We start from the raw sequence: 17,063 nt of genomic DNA, 5'->3' as shown, positions 1-17,063 counted from the left end.
CATGTTGTAAATATGTGCAATATAGACGAATCCAACTAGGGGGATTAATTGAGAAAACAAATGTTTTTTGTATGATACCATAAATAAATTAAATGTTTTATTTTTTTAATATTCTTATAATATCCTTATAATATTCTATTGATTCTTGATTTCAAATACTTTATATGAACTTCTAAAAGAGAAAAAGTATGCATGTTTTTATGAAGAAAATAGAGGCTTGTCAAAGGATAGGTAGAACAAAATCTGCGACGTTTGGATACTGTATAAAATTCACAAAATCTCACTGTTTTTTTAGATGAAAAATCTTAAAATATTTTTTTGTTTTTATAAAAATCTGTACTTTTTCGTAACATTCTGTACTTTTAATTATAAATTAAAGACAAGCTTCTCTTAGTTAAAGATTGAAAGCGCTTTATAGGTTTTTCGTGAAATTTTTACCTAGCCTATTTTTGAGATTAGTAGTAAGAAAGGAGATATTTCCATGTTCTTAAGAAAATTAACAAAAAACCAGTTAATCACTATTGATTATTATGATTTAAATATAAATCACCGGTAAACGAAACAAACATAATAGTACAACAACATTAGTGGATAAGAATATTAGTTTTGCAGAAGGGGATAGAGCATCGTGTGTATAAACGGAAATTTTTTAGAAAATTCAGTTTTGAAGTTGCATGTTACGATGTTTGTTTAAACAGGCCAATTCTATTCATATAGAAAATTTTTATCCTTGTTGTATTTGAATATGAATGAGGTATTTATGCCAAGGAATATAGGTGATTTTATATAGATTATGATAGATAAATTTTTGGTATGGAGTGATAATATGGAAAGATTTTTTGTAGAGTTAGTCGGATCAACAAATGATTTTTTATGGTCTAAATTGTTAATTATTATGCTTGTTATTTGCGGAATTTATTTTACATTTAAATTGAATTTTGTACAGTTTCGAATGTTAAAAGAGATGGTCCGTGTATTAATGGAGGGGAAAAGTGGTTCTAAAGATCAAATCTCTCCTTTTCAAGCGTTTTGTATTGGTATGGCAGCCCGCGTTGGAACAGGGAATATCACAGGAATTGCGATTGCAATTGCATTAGGTGGTCCTGGAGCTGTATTTTGGATGTGGATTATTTCTATTATTAGCTCGGCCTCCAGTTTTGTCGAAAGCACATTAGCACAGATATATAAAGTAAAAGATAAAACTGGTTTCCGCGGTGGTCCATCCTATTATATGGAAAAAGGGTTGAATAAACGTTGGATGGGAGTATTATTCTCTATTTTAATCACAATTACTTTTGGTCTTGTATTCAATTCAGTACAATCAAATACAGTTACAATTGCTTTTCAAAACTCATTTGGTACAGATCGTCTAACAGTTGGGATAATCATGGCCATTGCTTTCGCTGCGATTATTTTTGGTGGTGTACAACGTATTGCAAAAATGGCTGAATACAAGGTGGTATTTTTAGCGGTATTATACATTGGAGTTGCATTATTTGTTGTAGTTACCAACATATCAAAAATGCCGGAAGTTCTTTCTCTTATTGTTCAAAACGCATTTGGTTTTAAACAAATAGCAGGCGGTTCAATTGGTGCAGCACTTATGAATGGAGTTAAACGTGGTTTATTTTCAAATGAAGCTGGTATGGGAAGTGCACCAAACGTTGCCGCAACAGCAACAACAAGTCATCCGGTGAAACAAGGACTGATTCAAGCATTTGGTGTATTAACGGATACACTGATCATATGTACTAGCACTGCCTTTATTATTTTGCTGTCTGATGCATATAAACAACCGGGGTTAAATGGTATTGCACTTACACAAGCAGCATTAAGTGAACACATAGGTCCTTGGGCATCGGGTTGTCTTGCTATCTTTGTTTTTTTATTTGGATTTGGTGCGTTAATTGGCAACTATTATTATGGTGAAACAAATATTCGCTTCTTACATACAAGTAAAGTGTGGTTAATGATATACAGAATAAGTGTGTTGGCTATGATTGTATTTGGTTCTGTTGCAAAGATTCAAATTGTATGGGATTTAGCGGACTTATTTATGGGCTTTATGGTTATTATTAATTTAATTGCTATTACCTTACTTTCAAAAGTAGCATTTGCGGCGTTACAAGATTATATAAACCAGAAAAAAGCTGGTAAAGATCCTATTTTTTATAAAGAAAACATTAAAGGGCTTGAAAATATTGAATGTTGGGATAGTTATGAGAAAACTTCAAAAAAGAAAAGTGTGTAATAAGAAGGATATTCAGACTGCAATATGTCTGAATATTTTTCTTGGTTCTAGTGCAAATATTATTGATTATAGTAAAGAAAAAATCATTCTATATAAAGTTAATAGTACGGGGGAATATGATTAAATGATAAAGGATTCTAGCGTTCAAGTTGAGGGTCAAGAAAAAGTTTGCTTAGATCAATGGGTGGCTCATTATCGAACGTATGCAGCTAAGGGACAAAGCGCCAGTTATATTCCTGCTCTGGGGGAAATAAATGTATCGCAGTTAGGTATTTGTATAGTAAAGCCAGATGGAACAATGATAAAATCAGGAGATTGGGAGATACCTTTCACATTACAAAGTATATCAAAAGTAATCGGTTTTATAGCCGCTTGTTTAAGTCGCGGTATTTCTTATGTATTAGAACGAGTTGACGTAGAGCCAACTGGAGATGCCTTTAATTCAATTATTCGTTTAGAGATACATAAACCAGGAAAACCTTTTAATCCTATGATTAATGCTGGAGCAATTACGATAGCTTCACTTTTGCCAGGGACATCGGTGCAAGAAAAATTAGAATTTCTATACGTATTAATTGAAAAAATGATAGAGAAGCGTCCCGCTATTAATGAAATAGTATTTCAATCAGAATGGGAAACGGCTCATCGTAATAGAGCATTAGCATACTATTTAAAGGAGAATGGTTTTCTAGAATCAGATGTGGAGGAGACACTAGAGGTTTACCTAAAACAATGTTCGATTGAAATAAATACAGAAGATATTGCCTTAATAGGGCTTATACTAGCACATGATGGATATCATCCTATTCGCAAAGAACAAGTGCTCCCTAAAGAAGTAGCTAGGTTAACAAAAGCTTTAATGCTAACTTGTGGAATGTACAATGCTTCTGGAAAATTTGCTGCTTTCATTGGATTACCAGCTAAGAGTGGGGTATCGGGCGGAATTATGACACTTGTTCCCTCAAAATCTAGGAAGGATTTATCGTTCCAAGATGGATGTGGTATTGGTATTTACGGACCAGCCATTGATGAATATGGGAATAGTTTACCAGGAATTATGTTGTTAGAACATATTGCAAAAGAATGGGATTTAAGTATATTTTAAAAAGGAGCACAGATATTTTGGTGTTAGAGCGAGTCCAAAAGTGTTCAGACCTTATATTGTGTCTGAACATTTTTGAGTTATAAAGTATCTTTCTAAAGTAGAAGGGTGTAATGAATACTCACAATCTAGAATGCTTTCGTTTATATCTTATTTATCAGTTTTTGAAAAAAATAGAGTAAGTATTGTATTAATGCAAATAGGTTTGTATACTGACTGTTAGGCGAAAGTGAGAAGTGATTATTTTGAATCTTAGTAATTTAGTAAAAAAAGACATCTATATTCTCGTTTTAATGATACTTACAGTACCCTTAGTAGGTGAAATAAAGTCATTTCCTTTAAATGAAACATTTAGAATGAGCTTTGGCGCACCAACATTTTTCTTTTTTTTGTTATTGTTTCGACGAATTCCAGCATTTTTACCGGGTTTTTTAACAGCGATAGTCGTGGTAGTATTTCGTATCTCAATGGATGTCATTATAAAGGGAAATATGGATTGGCTAGCCGCTTTTCATACTCACTATCCTAGTTTTTTCTTTTATTTTACTTATTCGTATCTCTTTCATTTAGCAAAAATCAAACGTTTTTATCATCAACCACTAATGATTGGTTTTATTGGTTGCATGATTGAAATACTGTCAGACTGTGTGGAATTAATGATTCAATATTTCGTATTAAAAACATCGATCACATCCGAGGCAATAAATGAGATCATTGTTATCGCATGTTCCCATAGTTTTATAGTTCTAAGCTTTTTCAATATGATGAAATTGTATGAAGCGCAATCAAGGGAGAGACATATAAAGAAACAAAATGAACATATGCTCATGCTTATCTCTAATTTATATGAAGATGCTGTTCATTTAAAGAAAACATTACAAGATGCTGAGAATATAACAAAAAAATCCTATGATTTATATAAAACCTTAGACTCTTTTGAGCACAAACAGATGGATTTTCAGTTTGAGGATTTAAGGCAACAGGCATTACAAATTGCTGGTGAGGTCCATGATGTTAAAAAGGATAACCAACGTATTTTTGCGGGACTTTCAAAATTAATTTCTGATGAAAGTTTTACAGATTATATGTCTGTGCATGAACTAGTAAATATCATTATACGGGCAAATACGAAATATGCACGGTTGCTAGAGAAAGACATCCAATTTGTGTATAAAATTGATGGTGTGCATCCTCATTATCATATTTACACAATCTTATCTATTATAAATAATATCGTTACAAACGCTGTAGAAGCTATCCAAGGTATGGGAACCATCACAATTGACATTAATAAAGACCACCATTTTGTTGAATTTCAAATAGGCGATAATGGTCCTGGTATTTCTTCAAAATATAAAGATTCAATTTTTGAGCCTGGGTTTACTTCTAAATATGATGATTTAGGCAACCCATCGACAGGTATCGGATTATCGTATGTTAAAGAAATGGTCGAACAACTTGAAGGTGATGTTACGCTTGAGGACAGAACCGAAGGAAAAGGATCAATTTTTATAATTAGATTAGGGATTGATCATATAATTTCGAAAGGGTGATTCTATGTATTTTTATATAGTAGATGATGAAAAAGCGGTTCGCTCAATGTTGGCTCAAATTATCGAGGATGAAGATCTTGGGGAGGTTATAGGAGAAGCTGAGGATGGTTTATCTTTAGAGCAACAAATGGTAATCCTTAAAAATATAGACATTTTATTTATCGATTTGTTAATGCCGAATCAAGATGGAATAAAAACAATTCGTCAAATAAAACCTTCGTTTAAAGGGAAAATCATCATGGTCTCTCAAGTAGAATCAAAAGAATTAATTGCTGAAGCTTATTCGCTTGGTGTTGAATACTATATTATTAAGCCAATTAACCGGATTGAAGTATTAACAGTTGTTCGGAAAGTCATTGAACGAATTCGTTTGGAAAAATCGATAAAAAACATTCAAGAATCGCTTAATATGGTACTAAAATTGGATAGTAATTTAAGTACGCAAGAAAAATACCGTAGTGAAAAACATTTAAATACTTTCAATCATTTTCAAAATTCCATCCATTTTCTTTTGTCTGAATTAGGAATAGCCAGTGAAAGTGGAAGTAAAGATTTAATGGATATGCTAGATTATTTATATAAATATGAACAAGATAACACGTTGGAACAAGGCTTTCCCTCACTAAAAGAGATTTTTATGAATTTAGCTCAAAAAAAACTTGGGGATTCAGCTGAAGATGCCGAATTAAAAAGGTTCATAGAAGCTTCCAAACAACGGATTCGGAGAGCAATTTATCAATCATTAAACCATTTAGCATCCCTTGGACTTACTGATTTTTTAAACCCGAAGTTCGAAAATTATGCTTCTAGATTTTTTGATTTTACTACCGTAAGGAGAAAGATGACAGAATTGAATAATGAACCAACATTACCTGCTCGTATTGATACGAAAAAATTTATTCAAGTTCTTTATTTTGAAGCAAAACGAATACACTTGGAGTTAAGATGATAAACTCTTGCTAAGTATTATTTTCAATTGATAGATTGATAATTATTTTCATGTTATTGGTTTTATATAGTTTTTCTAAGAGAGGATTTTCCTTTATTTCATATTGGCTTTAAAATCAGAAAATTCCGTATCGATTCGGTAGAAGTGTATGAACTTAAAACAAAAGAATATGTATTTTTTACACATTAATATTCATTAAAAAAACGAGTATTTTCACAATAAAATATAAATACATAGTAAGTTGAATTGAAAAAAAGATGCTATCTTCTGGCATCTTTTTTTCTTTAAGAGGAAATATCATTGATCCTTATATTATTTGAAATTCAAATGCGGGCATATAAATAAGGGAAAAGGAGATAATATTTAACAAATTATAATTGGAAATGGTATTTTAGGTCAGAAATGTTTTTATACTAATTAGGTTATTGGTACTAAATAAGCATAATGTCTCGCTTTTCTGCTCTTTAATCTTATCGTTATTTTTTATTAAGTACATATCGTTTTTTAGAAATCTCAATCCTAGCAGAGTATATACATTGGGTGATAAAAATGTGGAACATAATTACTTCTTATCTTCCAGATTGGAAAGTCTTTGTACAAGCTTTTATCTTGTTTTTAATTCCGTATACTATCTCAAGATTTTTTCATTGGGTTCGTATGTCAGAGAAAGAGTGGGAAGAATGAGTTGGTGGAAGTCAAGAGACAAACAAGTGAAAAAAAATAATATTCAAAGTAAAACGAAACAAGAGCATAAACCATCTCAAAATACAAACGTTCATTTCACAAATGATTTTGCCTCTAACTTAGAACTTATAAAGCAACAAATCGGACATAATTCTGATGTTCGATTTCGGAAGTTTAATATTGGACGCACAGATATTCAGGCTGGGATCGTTTTTGTTGATGGTCTATCAGATAAAGAGATAATTGACAAACATATTATGAAATTACTAATGGATGATTTTTCTGATGAATATAAAAATGAATCTTCTTATGTGGAGGGGACTGTTTCAAAAGAATATATTAAAAATAAAGTTCTTACAATTAGTGAAGTAGCAGAAGTCCATTACATAAAAGATTTAATACCCAAAGTATTGATAGGTTCAACAGCTCTTTTAATTGATGGTTTAGCAGATGTGTTTATTCTTGGTACAACAAAAGCAAATAAACGAAACATTGAAGAACCAGTATCGGAGGCATTAGTCAGAGGGCCACGGGTCGGTTTTACTGAAGTATTAAGTGATAATACCTCACTTTTGCGACGACACTGTGCGGATGAGAGCTTATCATTAGTAAAGCTACCAGTAGGAGAACGTGCAAAGAAAGAGTTAGTCGTCGCATTTATTAAAGATCTTGCTAGTACAGAATTGGTGGATGAAATAAAAAACAGAATTCAGAAAATTGACATAGACAGTGTACTCGAATCTGGTTATATAGAGCAACTCATTGAAGATAATTATCTCAGTCCTTTTCCGCAGATTCAAAATACAGAACGACCTGATCGTGTTATTAGTGCTTTGATGGAAGGTCGAGTAGCTATTTTGTTAGATGGAACACCATTTGTTTTAATTGCTCCAGTTACATTTAGTATGCTGCTGCAATCACCAGAAGATTATTATGAAAGGTGGCTTCCTGGTACGCTTCTCCGCTTATTACGCTTCATGACAGCTTTTGTTTCATTATTTGCTCCAGCACTGTATATTTCTTTTATTTCATTTCATCCAGGATTAATTCCCACTAAGCTCGCTATTTCTATTATCGGATCGCGAGAAGGAGTTCCTTTTCCCGCTTTAATAGAAGCGTTAATTATGGAAGTAGCTATCGAAGTTTTGCGAGAAGCAGGTTTACGTCTGCCTAAACCGATTGGACCGGCAATGGGAATTGTGGGCGGTTTAATAATTGGTCAGGCTGCCGTAGAAGCAGGAATTGTTAGTCCAATAATGGTTATCGTTGTTGCGGTAACAGCTATTTCTTCTTTTACTATTCCGCAATATAGTGTGGGAATTACGTTACGCATTCTTCGTTTTATAGCTATGTTTTGTGCTGCGATATTTGGCTTGTATGGGGTTATTCTCTTCTTTCTTTTACTTTGCAGTCATTTAGTGAAACTGAAAAGTTTTGGCGTCCCTTATACCAGCCCTGCTGTTCCATATCGATTCAGTGACTGGAAAGATTTTATGGTTCGCATGCCATTAAAAATAATGAGACGTCGACCGAAAATAATGCATACCCAAAAAAATATCCGCAAAAGGTAGCTGATGAAGAAAGGAAGTGGCCTTCAGTGATTACGAAACTTAAAGACCGAATAACAACTGCACAGGCAGTTGTTATTATTGTAAATTACATACTTGGGACAGGAATTCTCACTCTGCCCAGAGCATCTGTGGAAAAAGTGAAAACACCAGATGTATGGCTAAGTGTGATATTAGGTGGAATACTGGCAATGGTTTCAGGAGTAATTATGGTCAAATTAAGTCAGCAGTTTCCAGAAAAAACATTTTACCAATATAGTCAAGATATTGTAGGGAAATGGATAGGTAGATTACTTAGTTTTCTTATTATAGGGTATTTTCTTACAACTTCAGCATTTCAAATTCGTTCAATGGCAGAAGTAATAAGCTTTTTTTTGCTCGAAGGAACCCCCACATGGGCTATTGTTATGCCTTTTATGTGGATAGGTCTCTATTTGATTATGGGTGGTATTAATTCAATTGCACGGATGTTTGAAATAATATTTCCTATTACTGTTTTTATTTTTTTAATCATTTCCTTTATGAGTATCGGAATATTCGAGATAGATAATCTCCGTCCCGTATTAGGTTTGGGAATTAAACCAGTGTTAGATGGGATAAAAACAACGTCTCTCGCATATACAGGTCCTGAAATTATGTTAATTCTTTTGGTATTTATGGAACAACGAAAGAAAGCAGTAAAAGCTATTTTAGTTGGAATTTCTATTCCGTTAATTTTTTATGTAATAACTGTTGTAATGGTCATTGGTGCATTATCAATTGATGGGGTTGTAACAAGAACATGGCCGACAATTGACCTTATGCGCAGTTTTGAAATTTCTGGTTTGATATTTGAACGTTTTGAATCTTTACTGCTTGTAATATGGATTATGCAAATATTTGCTACCTATACGATTAGTTATTATGCAGCTGCATTAGGATTAGCGCAACTCTTTAAAAAGAGTATTGATCCATTTATTTTTGCTTTGATTCCAATCATTTACATCATTGCTATGACTTCGAAAAATATAAATGACTTGCTTAAATTGGGGGATATGCTCGGTAATGCTGCTTTATTTTTATTTGGTTTACTACCACTGCTTCTTCTTATTATTACGCGATTAAAAGGAGGAGTAGTGTGAAACATAAATTTAATTATATGCGGTTCTATTTGGCTTTGTTATGGACGCTTTTGCTTCTGTTTTTAACAGGATGTTGGAGCAGTAAAGAAGTAGAAGAGTTGAGCTTAACTGCAGGTATAGCACTAGATAAAGGGAAGGATTCAACAATTGAGAAAGAGGATGAGGAAGGAGGTTATCCTAAAAGAAATCTTATAACAGCTACTTATCAAATTGTTAGTTCGCAAGCACAAAGTAAAGGAAATGGACAACAAAAACGTTATATAAATGTTTCTGAGACCGGTGATTCCATTCATCAAATTGTTCGTGAGTTTTCATTGAAAAGAGAGAGCACAATGTTCAGCCCACATTTAAAAAATATTGTTATTAGCGATAGTCTTGTACGTACATACAGTTTAGAACAATTACTTGAACAGTATCTCCGTGACAATGAAGTTCGGCTTAGCTGTATGCTCTTAATTAGCAAGGGTCTAGCGAAGGAGGTACTGGAATCAAACAAAAAAGGAGAAATCCCAGCATTTCGTTTGTCTGGAATTGCAGATAATAGAAATAGAACAACAAGGATTTTACCTCCTGTATCGCTCGCTAAATTGGAAGGAAAGATGCGGTCAGGGGCCAGTTTTCTTTTGCAAAATGTAATCTCGATAAATGGGGAAACAAAATTTGCAGGAGCTGCTGTAATTAAAGGGAAGACAAAAAAGTTGATGGGCTTTTTAAATGAGCAGGAATTGGAAGGAGTAGTATGGATAAACGGAAAAAGGAATGGTGGTGTGGTAAAAACTTTTGATAAAGAATCAAAGAAACTCATTATATACGAAATAAAGTCAATAAAAAGCAAAATCATACCACATGTTAACGGAAATAATATTTCCTTTGATGTAAACATTGAATCAGAAGGGCGTTTGTCTGAAAATTGGATGCAATCAGGAAAAGATTTTGAAAATGAATTTTTGAAAAGGGAAGAAAAAGCTATTGAAAAAGAAGTAAAGCACTTAGTACATCATGTTACAAAAAAAATACAAAAAGAATACCAAGTCGATATTGCGGGTTTTGGAAACCAATTAAGAATTAAGCACCCGAGAACATGGGAGAAAGTCAAAAAAGATTGGGATCGAACATTTAGTAAGGTACCGATTAAATATCATATAAATGTAACTATACAAGATTATGGAGCGTCAAGTTTAAAACGGTGAGATACCTTAATTGAAATTATATTTGCATCAAAACAAAAATTTTTGTAACTTTTTGTTTTTTTATGTCTTTCTTATTATAGATTAAAGAAATGATTTTATCCGGCTATTTGCCGGGCAGTAAGACCCCCACCTCAAAATTCAGCGAAAGCAAAGAAGTTATTAGAGGTATATGTAAGCTCTATATAGGAAGGAGAATTTTGAAATTCTATTGATAAACCAAGTAATTGTAATAGCCCTTATTTAGAATAATAATTTCAAAATCAATAAAATTTAGAGTAGAAGGAGCAAGAGCAAATTATTATGAATAAACAAATAGGATTCATCGGATGTGGAAACATGGGTATCGCTATGATAGGTGGGATGATAAAAAAAAATATAGTTTCTCCAGATCAAATAATTTGTTCAGATTTAAACGTCATTAATTTAAAAAATGCTAGTAATGAATATGGCATAACTATAACTACTAACAATAATGAAGTCGCTAACAGTGCTGACATTTTAATTTTATCAATCAAACCAGATTTATACTCATCGGTAATTAACCAAATAAAAGATCAAATAAAAAATGATGTAATCGTTGTAACTATTGCTGCAGGAAAAAGTATTAAGAGCACTGAGAATGAATTTGGTAGAAAGTTAAAAGTTTTTAGAGTAATGCCTAATACACCGGCACTTGTTGGAGAAGGAATGTCTGCGTTATGTTTTAATGAAATGGTTACAGAAAAAGATATAAAAGAGGTACTGAACATATTTAATATTTTCGGCCAGACGGAGGTCATAAATGAAAAGCTAATGGATGTTGTTACATCTATTAGTGGTTCTTCTCCAGCATATGTGTATATGTTTATAGAAGCCATGGCAGATGCTGCTGTACTTGGTGGTATGCCGAGAAAACAAGCTTATAAATTTGCGGCTCAGGCTGTATTAGGTTCTGCAAAAATGGTATTGGAAACAGGAATACATCCAGGTGAATTGAAGGATATGGTTTGTTCTCCAGGTGGAACGACGATAGAAGCTGTAGTAACGCTAGAAGAAAAAGGTTTAAGAACAGCTATCATTTCAGCTATGAAACGTTGTACGCAAAAATCTATGGAAATGTCTAGTTTAACTAGTAAGTGAGAAGCGAATTTATATAATATTTCAAATCTATTTAATGTAAAAGAAATATTATGAGGCTAGTTAATAACTAAGTAAATTTATATACAACACTAACGAGAAGAACAAACCTTATTTTAAAGGGGATACAGAAAATATGAGTAATTTACTAAAAAAGAAATCCGTTACACAATTGTTAGAGCATAATCAAAGCAAGACTTTAACGAAAACATTAGGGGCATTTGATTTAATTATGTTAGGGGTAGGCTCGATAGTTGGAACAGGTGTTCTTGTGTTAACTGGATTAGTAGCAGCAAGAGATGCTGGTCCAGCAGTTGTTTTTTCATTTATACTTGCAGCAATTATATGTGGATTTATAGCATTATGTTACGCGGAAATTGCTTCTACACTCCCGGCGTCTGGTAGTGTATATACGTACTCATATGCAACAATTGGTGAGTTTGTTGCTCATCTAGTAGGTTGGTCATTGCTGTTAATATATATCGTGGCAACAGCAGCTGTCGCTGCTGGATGGACAGGCTATTTCCACAATTTAATAAAGGGATTTGGATTAGAGATACCTAAAGCTCTAGTAACAATTCCTTCGCATGGTGGTATTGTGAATCTACCAGCAGTAATCATTACATTGATATTAGCATGGATGTTATCCCGTGGTACGAGGGAAAGCAAACGAATCAATAATACAATGGTATTGATTAAAATTGGAATGATTTTGTTGTTTATTACGGTTGGTATATTCTATGTAAAACCAATGAACTGGATACCAATTGCACCATACGGTTTAAGTGGAGTTTTTACGGGTGGAGCAGCTATTTTATTCGCTTTTACGGGTTTTGATATATTAGCAACTTCAGCAGAAGAAGTAAAAGATCCGAAACGTAATCTTCCAATCGGTATTATTGCATCATTAATCATATGTACAATTATTTATGTTATGGTATGCCTTGTTATGACAGGAATGGTTTCCTATAAAGAATTAAATGTTCCTGAGGCAATGGCGTATGTAATGGAAGTTGTAGGACAAGGAAAAGTCGCTGGTGCAATTGCTGCAGGTGCTGTAATTGGCCTTATGGCTGTTATTTTTTCCAATATGTATGCGGCAACACGAGTATTCTTTGCAATGAGTCGTGATGGATTGTTACCGAAATCATTTGCGAAAGTTAATAAGAAAACTGGAGCACCCACTTTTATAACTGGATTAGCAGGAATAGGGAGCTCTATAATAGCTGGGTTTATTGATTTGAAAGAATTAGTTAATTTAGTTAATATCGGTAGTTTGGTGACATTTGCGTTAGTTTGTCTATCAGTTATTATCCTTCGTAAATCACACCCAAATTTAAAACGTGGATTTATGGTACCTTTTGTACCTGTATTACCATGCGTTGCAATTGTATGCTGTGTGTTTTTAATGCTAAATTTACCGTTAAGGACATGGGTGTACTTTAGTATTTGGATTACTATTGGGGTAGTAGTATATTTCCTTTATTCGATAAAACACAGTAATTTAAATGAGGAAACGATCTCGAAATTACATGATAAAATTGCGAGATAATAACGATCGAAAATTTTATTAATAATCATATTGATAGTTGAGTAACATAGAAGCAGTTTTTTGACATTTAGCAAGAGATAAAATAAGAGATGCTAGGGCAGCTAAGTACTTTTTTAGAAACCTTGCTTGTTTTTTACGATTTAAAACTGCTAAGGAGAGAGAAGTATGAGTGAATTGCATTTTATGAGTATAGAAGAATTGGATAATAAATTGAAAAAATCTGACAGTGGTATTTATTTCATTAAAGACTATAATGACAATATTATTTATATAGGCAAGGCTTTTAGTATAAAAAGTAGAGTATTAGCTCATTTTAATAGTTATTCCAATATTGAGGAATATGTACATTTATTTAATAAAGTAGCGTATCTCATTGAAGATAGTTTGTTAAAACGCTCTTTGTTACAAGTTACTTATATAATTAAATATAAACCAGTATTAAACAAAGAAGTACAAAAAAGAATTCCCAGAGTTGTATACTCAATACATTAAGCAGACAAATAAAAAATCTATGTTGTTAGAAATTGATGAAGCTAAAGAAAAAAGGGATGAGTTAAAGAATAAATTAGTAAAATTAGTGGGTGGAAAAACTATGTTTTATGACATAATTTCTCTGTTAAATAATGGATATAACTATCATGTCCTCGCAAAAGTATTGAGCATAGAACTTCAAACTTTAATTATAATAAAAGAACACCGAAACAAATTCCCGATACCACATAATTATAAGAGGACAATAAAACATCAAGATATAATGTATGCTTTATCTGGAAAAAAGAATTTAAGTACTTAAAGGTTAAACACTTAACTTTAAAATAGTAAATTCGTTGCTTTTGTAGCTTTTATTGTTATATTGAAATGCAATGTACATTTGTGTTTCAAATTTAATTGGTGAAATAAGGGGAGGGAAAGGGTTCCTATAAAAATGCTGGAATAAATTAGGTTATTCATGCGTAAATAGCATAATTAGGTACATGTTATTTATAAATATTCAAAGATACGAAAGTAATACAAATGAAATTCTTATTTCTGCTACTACAATTACTATTGAGCAAATGAAGTATGAAAGTGTTTTTGAACTAGGGGTCACACGGGGACCTGATACATCACATCATCTGCAAATGGTTCGGATCGGTGGAGAGATTACAAAACGCTTAGTTTGAATGGCTGAAAAACAGTTAACAGGTCAATACAGACTACACTAAGAAAATAATCCGTATATATATATGGATTATTTTTCCTTTAATTTACAAAAAAATAAATTTCGAAATTGAAAAAACCTCTCAGATTCCTTTGTGATAAACTTTTTTATTTGTGTTAATGACATAGGTATCAAAAGAAAATTAACCCGATACGAACGATGTATGAGCCTTTAAAAGAGTTTTGGTGTTATTTGCAATTTTAATTTCATAATACTTAAGCCGATATAATAAAATGTTTTATGTCTAAATCGATATAAAGGAATAGTTTTTTAGTGATATTTCTTTTTTTATAGAATAAGCAAAACCTGATATTGTAGTAAGAATTGTTTTGAGGTTAATTTACTGTGCATCTTGGTTATTGAAGTTTTTTGTTGATTAACAACTATTGTATTTGGAAATTAATAATAAGTTTATCTCGCTATTTGCCAGGCAGTAAGACCCCCACCTCAAAATTCAGCGGAAGCAAAGAAGTTAGGTGGGGGGCGGGCTGCCCGTAAAAGCCCGATTGGTGTGGGCTAATAATCAGTGGGGATGAACAAAACCCCCACTGATTAAAGTTTCACTTTATGTGATGCGGTAATAAAACTATCTAGTTTGCTATTTTTAGTATTTGTAAAGTCTATATATTTTCCTCTTTTGTGGAAAGTAAAACTAATGTTGCGACCAGTAATATAGTGTCATTTTTTTGAATATTCCATCGTTTCTTCGTGTTTAGTTGAGTACTTGAATTTCCTCCATCTTGTACTTTTCAAAGCATAGTGCTTCAAAAATAGCCGTATCGCTTTCATCTGTTTCCAAATTCACAACTTCTTTATTATCTTTTTCTAAAATTTGGAGGAAAATAGTTTTTCAGTTTCACATGTAAATTAGCAGTATTTATTTTTTGAATTCAATTTGTAGAAAGGATTGAATTGGAACTTTGACTGTTATTTCTTGCGGTGGTACAGTATCTCCTGTTACTTCGCTTTATTTTAAATCTTTTTCCAGCTTGGTCCTCGCATTGACTACCACTGTATTTTGTAGTACTTCACTATTTCCTCAAGTTCAATAATTATATTTTGTAGAATTAAGAAAAGAACTTAGCTTATTTCCTTTACTTATCTACTCTGATATTTAGATGCTAACTACAATTAAATAATATATGATTTTTATAAAAAAGATATAGTAATATTTTGTTGTGAATTGTACTAATTTGATATTTTATAGTATTATTTGTCGTGAATTATATATAACAGAATATATTTTATGGATCTATAAAGGAGAATGTAATGAATACTTCTATCGATATACAACACTTGTGTGATCTTGCACATAAAGCATTTAATGCCCCTGTACATATTTTATCTGCAGACAAAAAAATTTTATATCATTCTACATCTGATAATGTTTGTAGTCCTTTTTATTCTTCAAAAGAAGAACATCTTACTGATATTTATCAAGAAAACGATCCCTTTAACTTGCCACTTTTCCGAAGTAACAACTATCTTGAAAATTTTGTTCTAATTCATATAGAAAATCATGATGATATTAAAGGGACTATCATAATCGGTCCTACTATACATCCAAAAGATTCAGATGATATGATCATAAAATTTCAGAAAGAATTTAAATCAAATGATAACATTCAAGAAAGACTTGCCTATTATCAGTGTTTATCTGAGATTAAAAAAACTACATTAATTGATATGGGAATTTTATTACATTACATGATTTTCAATGAAAAGTTAGATGTAGATATTGTCTTGGAAAAAAATAAAGTACTAGAGGAAATTCCTAATAAAAATGTGAAACCTGATTTATATATTTTAAAACGCCGACAAAACAAACCTAAAACGCACAATATGGCATTAGTAAATGATTTCTTTTCGACTATTAAAGAAGGGAATAAAAAAAAGTTAATACAGTATATGTATGCGGTTTCGCAAGAAGATGTTGAACTTATGCTAATAGAGGATCCGCTCAGGAATCAAAAAAACCTTGGAATTATTGCGATTACCTTAGCCACTCGATATGCAATAGAAGGAAACCTGCCACCAGATATTGCTTTTGCCCATAGTATTTTATATATACAAACCCTAGAACAATTAGATAATGTAGAATCTGTAAAGCGATTGTCAGGGGACGCTTTACGTACCTTTGCAGATCGTGTGAAAGAATACAGTGCAAAAAAGTATTCTTACGCGGTTACTACATGTATAAAACATATTAATAAAAATGTTTACGATGGAATATCTCTGAATGAACTTGCTAATCATTTAGAAATTACGCCTACTTATCTGTCTAAACTATTTAAAAAAGAAATGGGAATTACTTTAAGCGAATATATTCAAAGGGAAAGAGTGGAAGAAGCAAAAAAATTATTAACACTCACTACTTATTCGTTATCAGATATCTGTGCGTGGCTTAACTTTAATGACCAAAGTTATTTTATAAGAGTTTTCAAAAAAATCACTAGTATGACTCCTAGGCAGTACCGTGAAAAATATACAGTAATATAAGCTTGTTATCTGCTGTCTTCAATGTAAAGACTTAAACATGGGTATAAGTATCCCAAAAAATGAAAATACACTAACCATTATTTTGCTAAAGAAAACAAAAAGACAGAAGGCTGCAAAGTGTTTCAAGTAAGCTTTGCAGCTTTTTTGTAATTTAAAACCTATGTTTATAACGATGATAAGTTTATAGACTAATATCTTCATACTGAATATTTGTTAATAATGATATTAGGATGTTTTGTGAAAAAATCAACAATATAACATATATTACTAAATATAT

Annotated in this window: 12 protein-coding genes and 1 pseudogene; 12 read left to right on the top strand and 1 reads right to left on the bottom strand. The window is 32.1% G+C overall.

Annotated elements, in window-relative coordinates:
* Window positions 1-826 precede the first annotated feature (826 nt).
* From DN399_RS15360 to DN399_RS15310, 11 genes and pseudogenes are all read left to right on the top strand, one after another.
* Window positions 827-2,251, top strand: coding sequence for an alanine/glycine:cation symporter family protein (locus DN399_RS15360; RefSeq protein ID WP_000439283.1), 1,425 nt, complete (start codon window positions 827-829; stop codon window positions 2,249-2,251).
* 124 nt (window positions 2,252-2,375) lie between these two features.
* Window positions 2,376-3,356 carry a glutaminase GlsA gene (glsA, locus tag DN399_RS15355; RefSeq protein ID WP_149149763.1) on the top strand — a complete coding sequence of 327 codons (981 nt, stop codon included), beginning with the start codon at window positions 2,376-2,378 and terminating at the stop codon, window positions 3,354-3,356.
* Window positions 3,357-3,589: 233 nt separating this feature from the next.
* On the top strand, window positions 3,590-4,906 hold the full coding sequence (locus DN399_RS15350; protein ID WP_000584790.1) for a sensor histidine kinase: 1,317 nt from the start codon (window positions 3,590-3,592) through the stop codon (window positions 4,904-4,906).
* Window positions 4,907-4,910: 4 nt separating this feature from the next.
* The gene (locus DN399_RS15345) at window positions 4,911-5,855 is read left to right on the top strand and encodes a response regulator (RefSeq protein WP_000274085.1); all 945 of its coding nucleotides are present in this window, start codon (window positions 4,911-4,913) and stop codon (window positions 5,853-5,855) included.
* Window positions 5,856-6,535: 680 nt separating this feature from the next.
* Entirely contained in the window at window positions 6,536-8,110 is a 1,575-nt protein-coding gene (locus tag DN399_RS15340) for a spore germination protein (protein WP_149149762.1), read from the top strand.
* A gap of 26 nt (window positions 8,111-8,136) precedes the next feature.
* On the top strand, window positions 8,137-9,228 hold the full coding sequence (locus DN399_RS15335) for a spore germination protein (protein WP_149149761.1): 1,092 nt from the start codon (window positions 8,137-8,139) through the stop codon (window positions 9,226-9,228).
* On the top strand, window positions 9,225-10,418 hold the full coding sequence (locus DN399_RS15330) for a Ger(x)C family spore germination protein (protein WP_000680793.1): 1,194 nt from the start codon (window positions 9,225-9,227) through the stop codon (window positions 10,416-10,418). The genes DN399_RS15335 and DN399_RS15330 overlap by 4 nt, the downstream gene beginning before the upstream one ends.
* Window positions 10,419-10,718: 300 nt before the next feature.
* Window positions 10,719-11,537, top strand: coding sequence for a pyrroline-5-carboxylate reductase (gene proC / locus DN399_RS15325; protein ID WP_149149760.1), 819 nt, complete (start codon window positions 10,719-10,721; stop codon window positions 11,535-11,537).
* Window positions 11,538-11,670: 133 nt separating this feature from the next.
* Entirely contained in the window at window positions 11,671-13,086 is a 1,416-nt protein-coding gene (locus DN399_RS15320; RefSeq protein WP_149149759.1) for an amino acid permease, read from the top strand.
* 165 nt (window positions 13,087-13,251) lie between these two features.
* A pseudogene (locus tag DN399_RS15315) lies at window positions 13,252-13,879 on the top strand (GIY-YIG nuclease family protein).
* Between the two features lie 181 nt (window positions 13,880-14,060).
* A complete protein-coding gene (locus DN399_RS15310) occupies window positions 14,061-14,249 on the top strand; it encodes a small, acid-soluble spore protein, alpha/beta type (RefSeq protein WP_049108385.1) in 189 nt (62 codons plus the stop codon).
* A 750-nt stretch (window positions 14,250-14,999) separates the two neighbouring features.
* Here the strand turns inward: DN399_RS15310 and DN399_RS15305 are convergent.
* Window positions 15,000-15,131: a peptidase gene (locus DN399_RS15305; protein ID WP_076876078.1), complete on the bottom strand. Its 132-nt coding sequence runs from the start codon at window positions 15,129-15,131 to the stop codon at window positions 15,000-15,002.
* A 425-nt stretch (window positions 15,132-15,556) separates the two neighbouring features.
* Here DN399_RS15305 and DN399_RS15295 point away from each other — a divergent pair, with 425 nt between their 5' ends.
* Window positions 15,557-16,786, top strand: a complete 1,230-nt coding sequence (locus DN399_RS15295) for a helix-turn-helix domain-containing protein (RefSeq protein ID WP_149149758.1) — start codon at window positions 15,557-15,559, stop codon at window positions 16,784-16,786.
* Window positions 16,787-17,063: the final 277 nt, after the last annotated feature.

It is taken from the genome of Bacillus sp. AR4-2 (assembly GCF_008274865.1).
Lineage (GTDB): Bacteria > Bacillota > Bacilli > Bacillales > Bacillaceae_G > Bacillus_A > Bacillus_A cereus.
The sequence above is the reverse complement of the archived record's forward strand: the minus strand, read 5'-3'. Positions and strand labels throughout refer to the sequence as shown.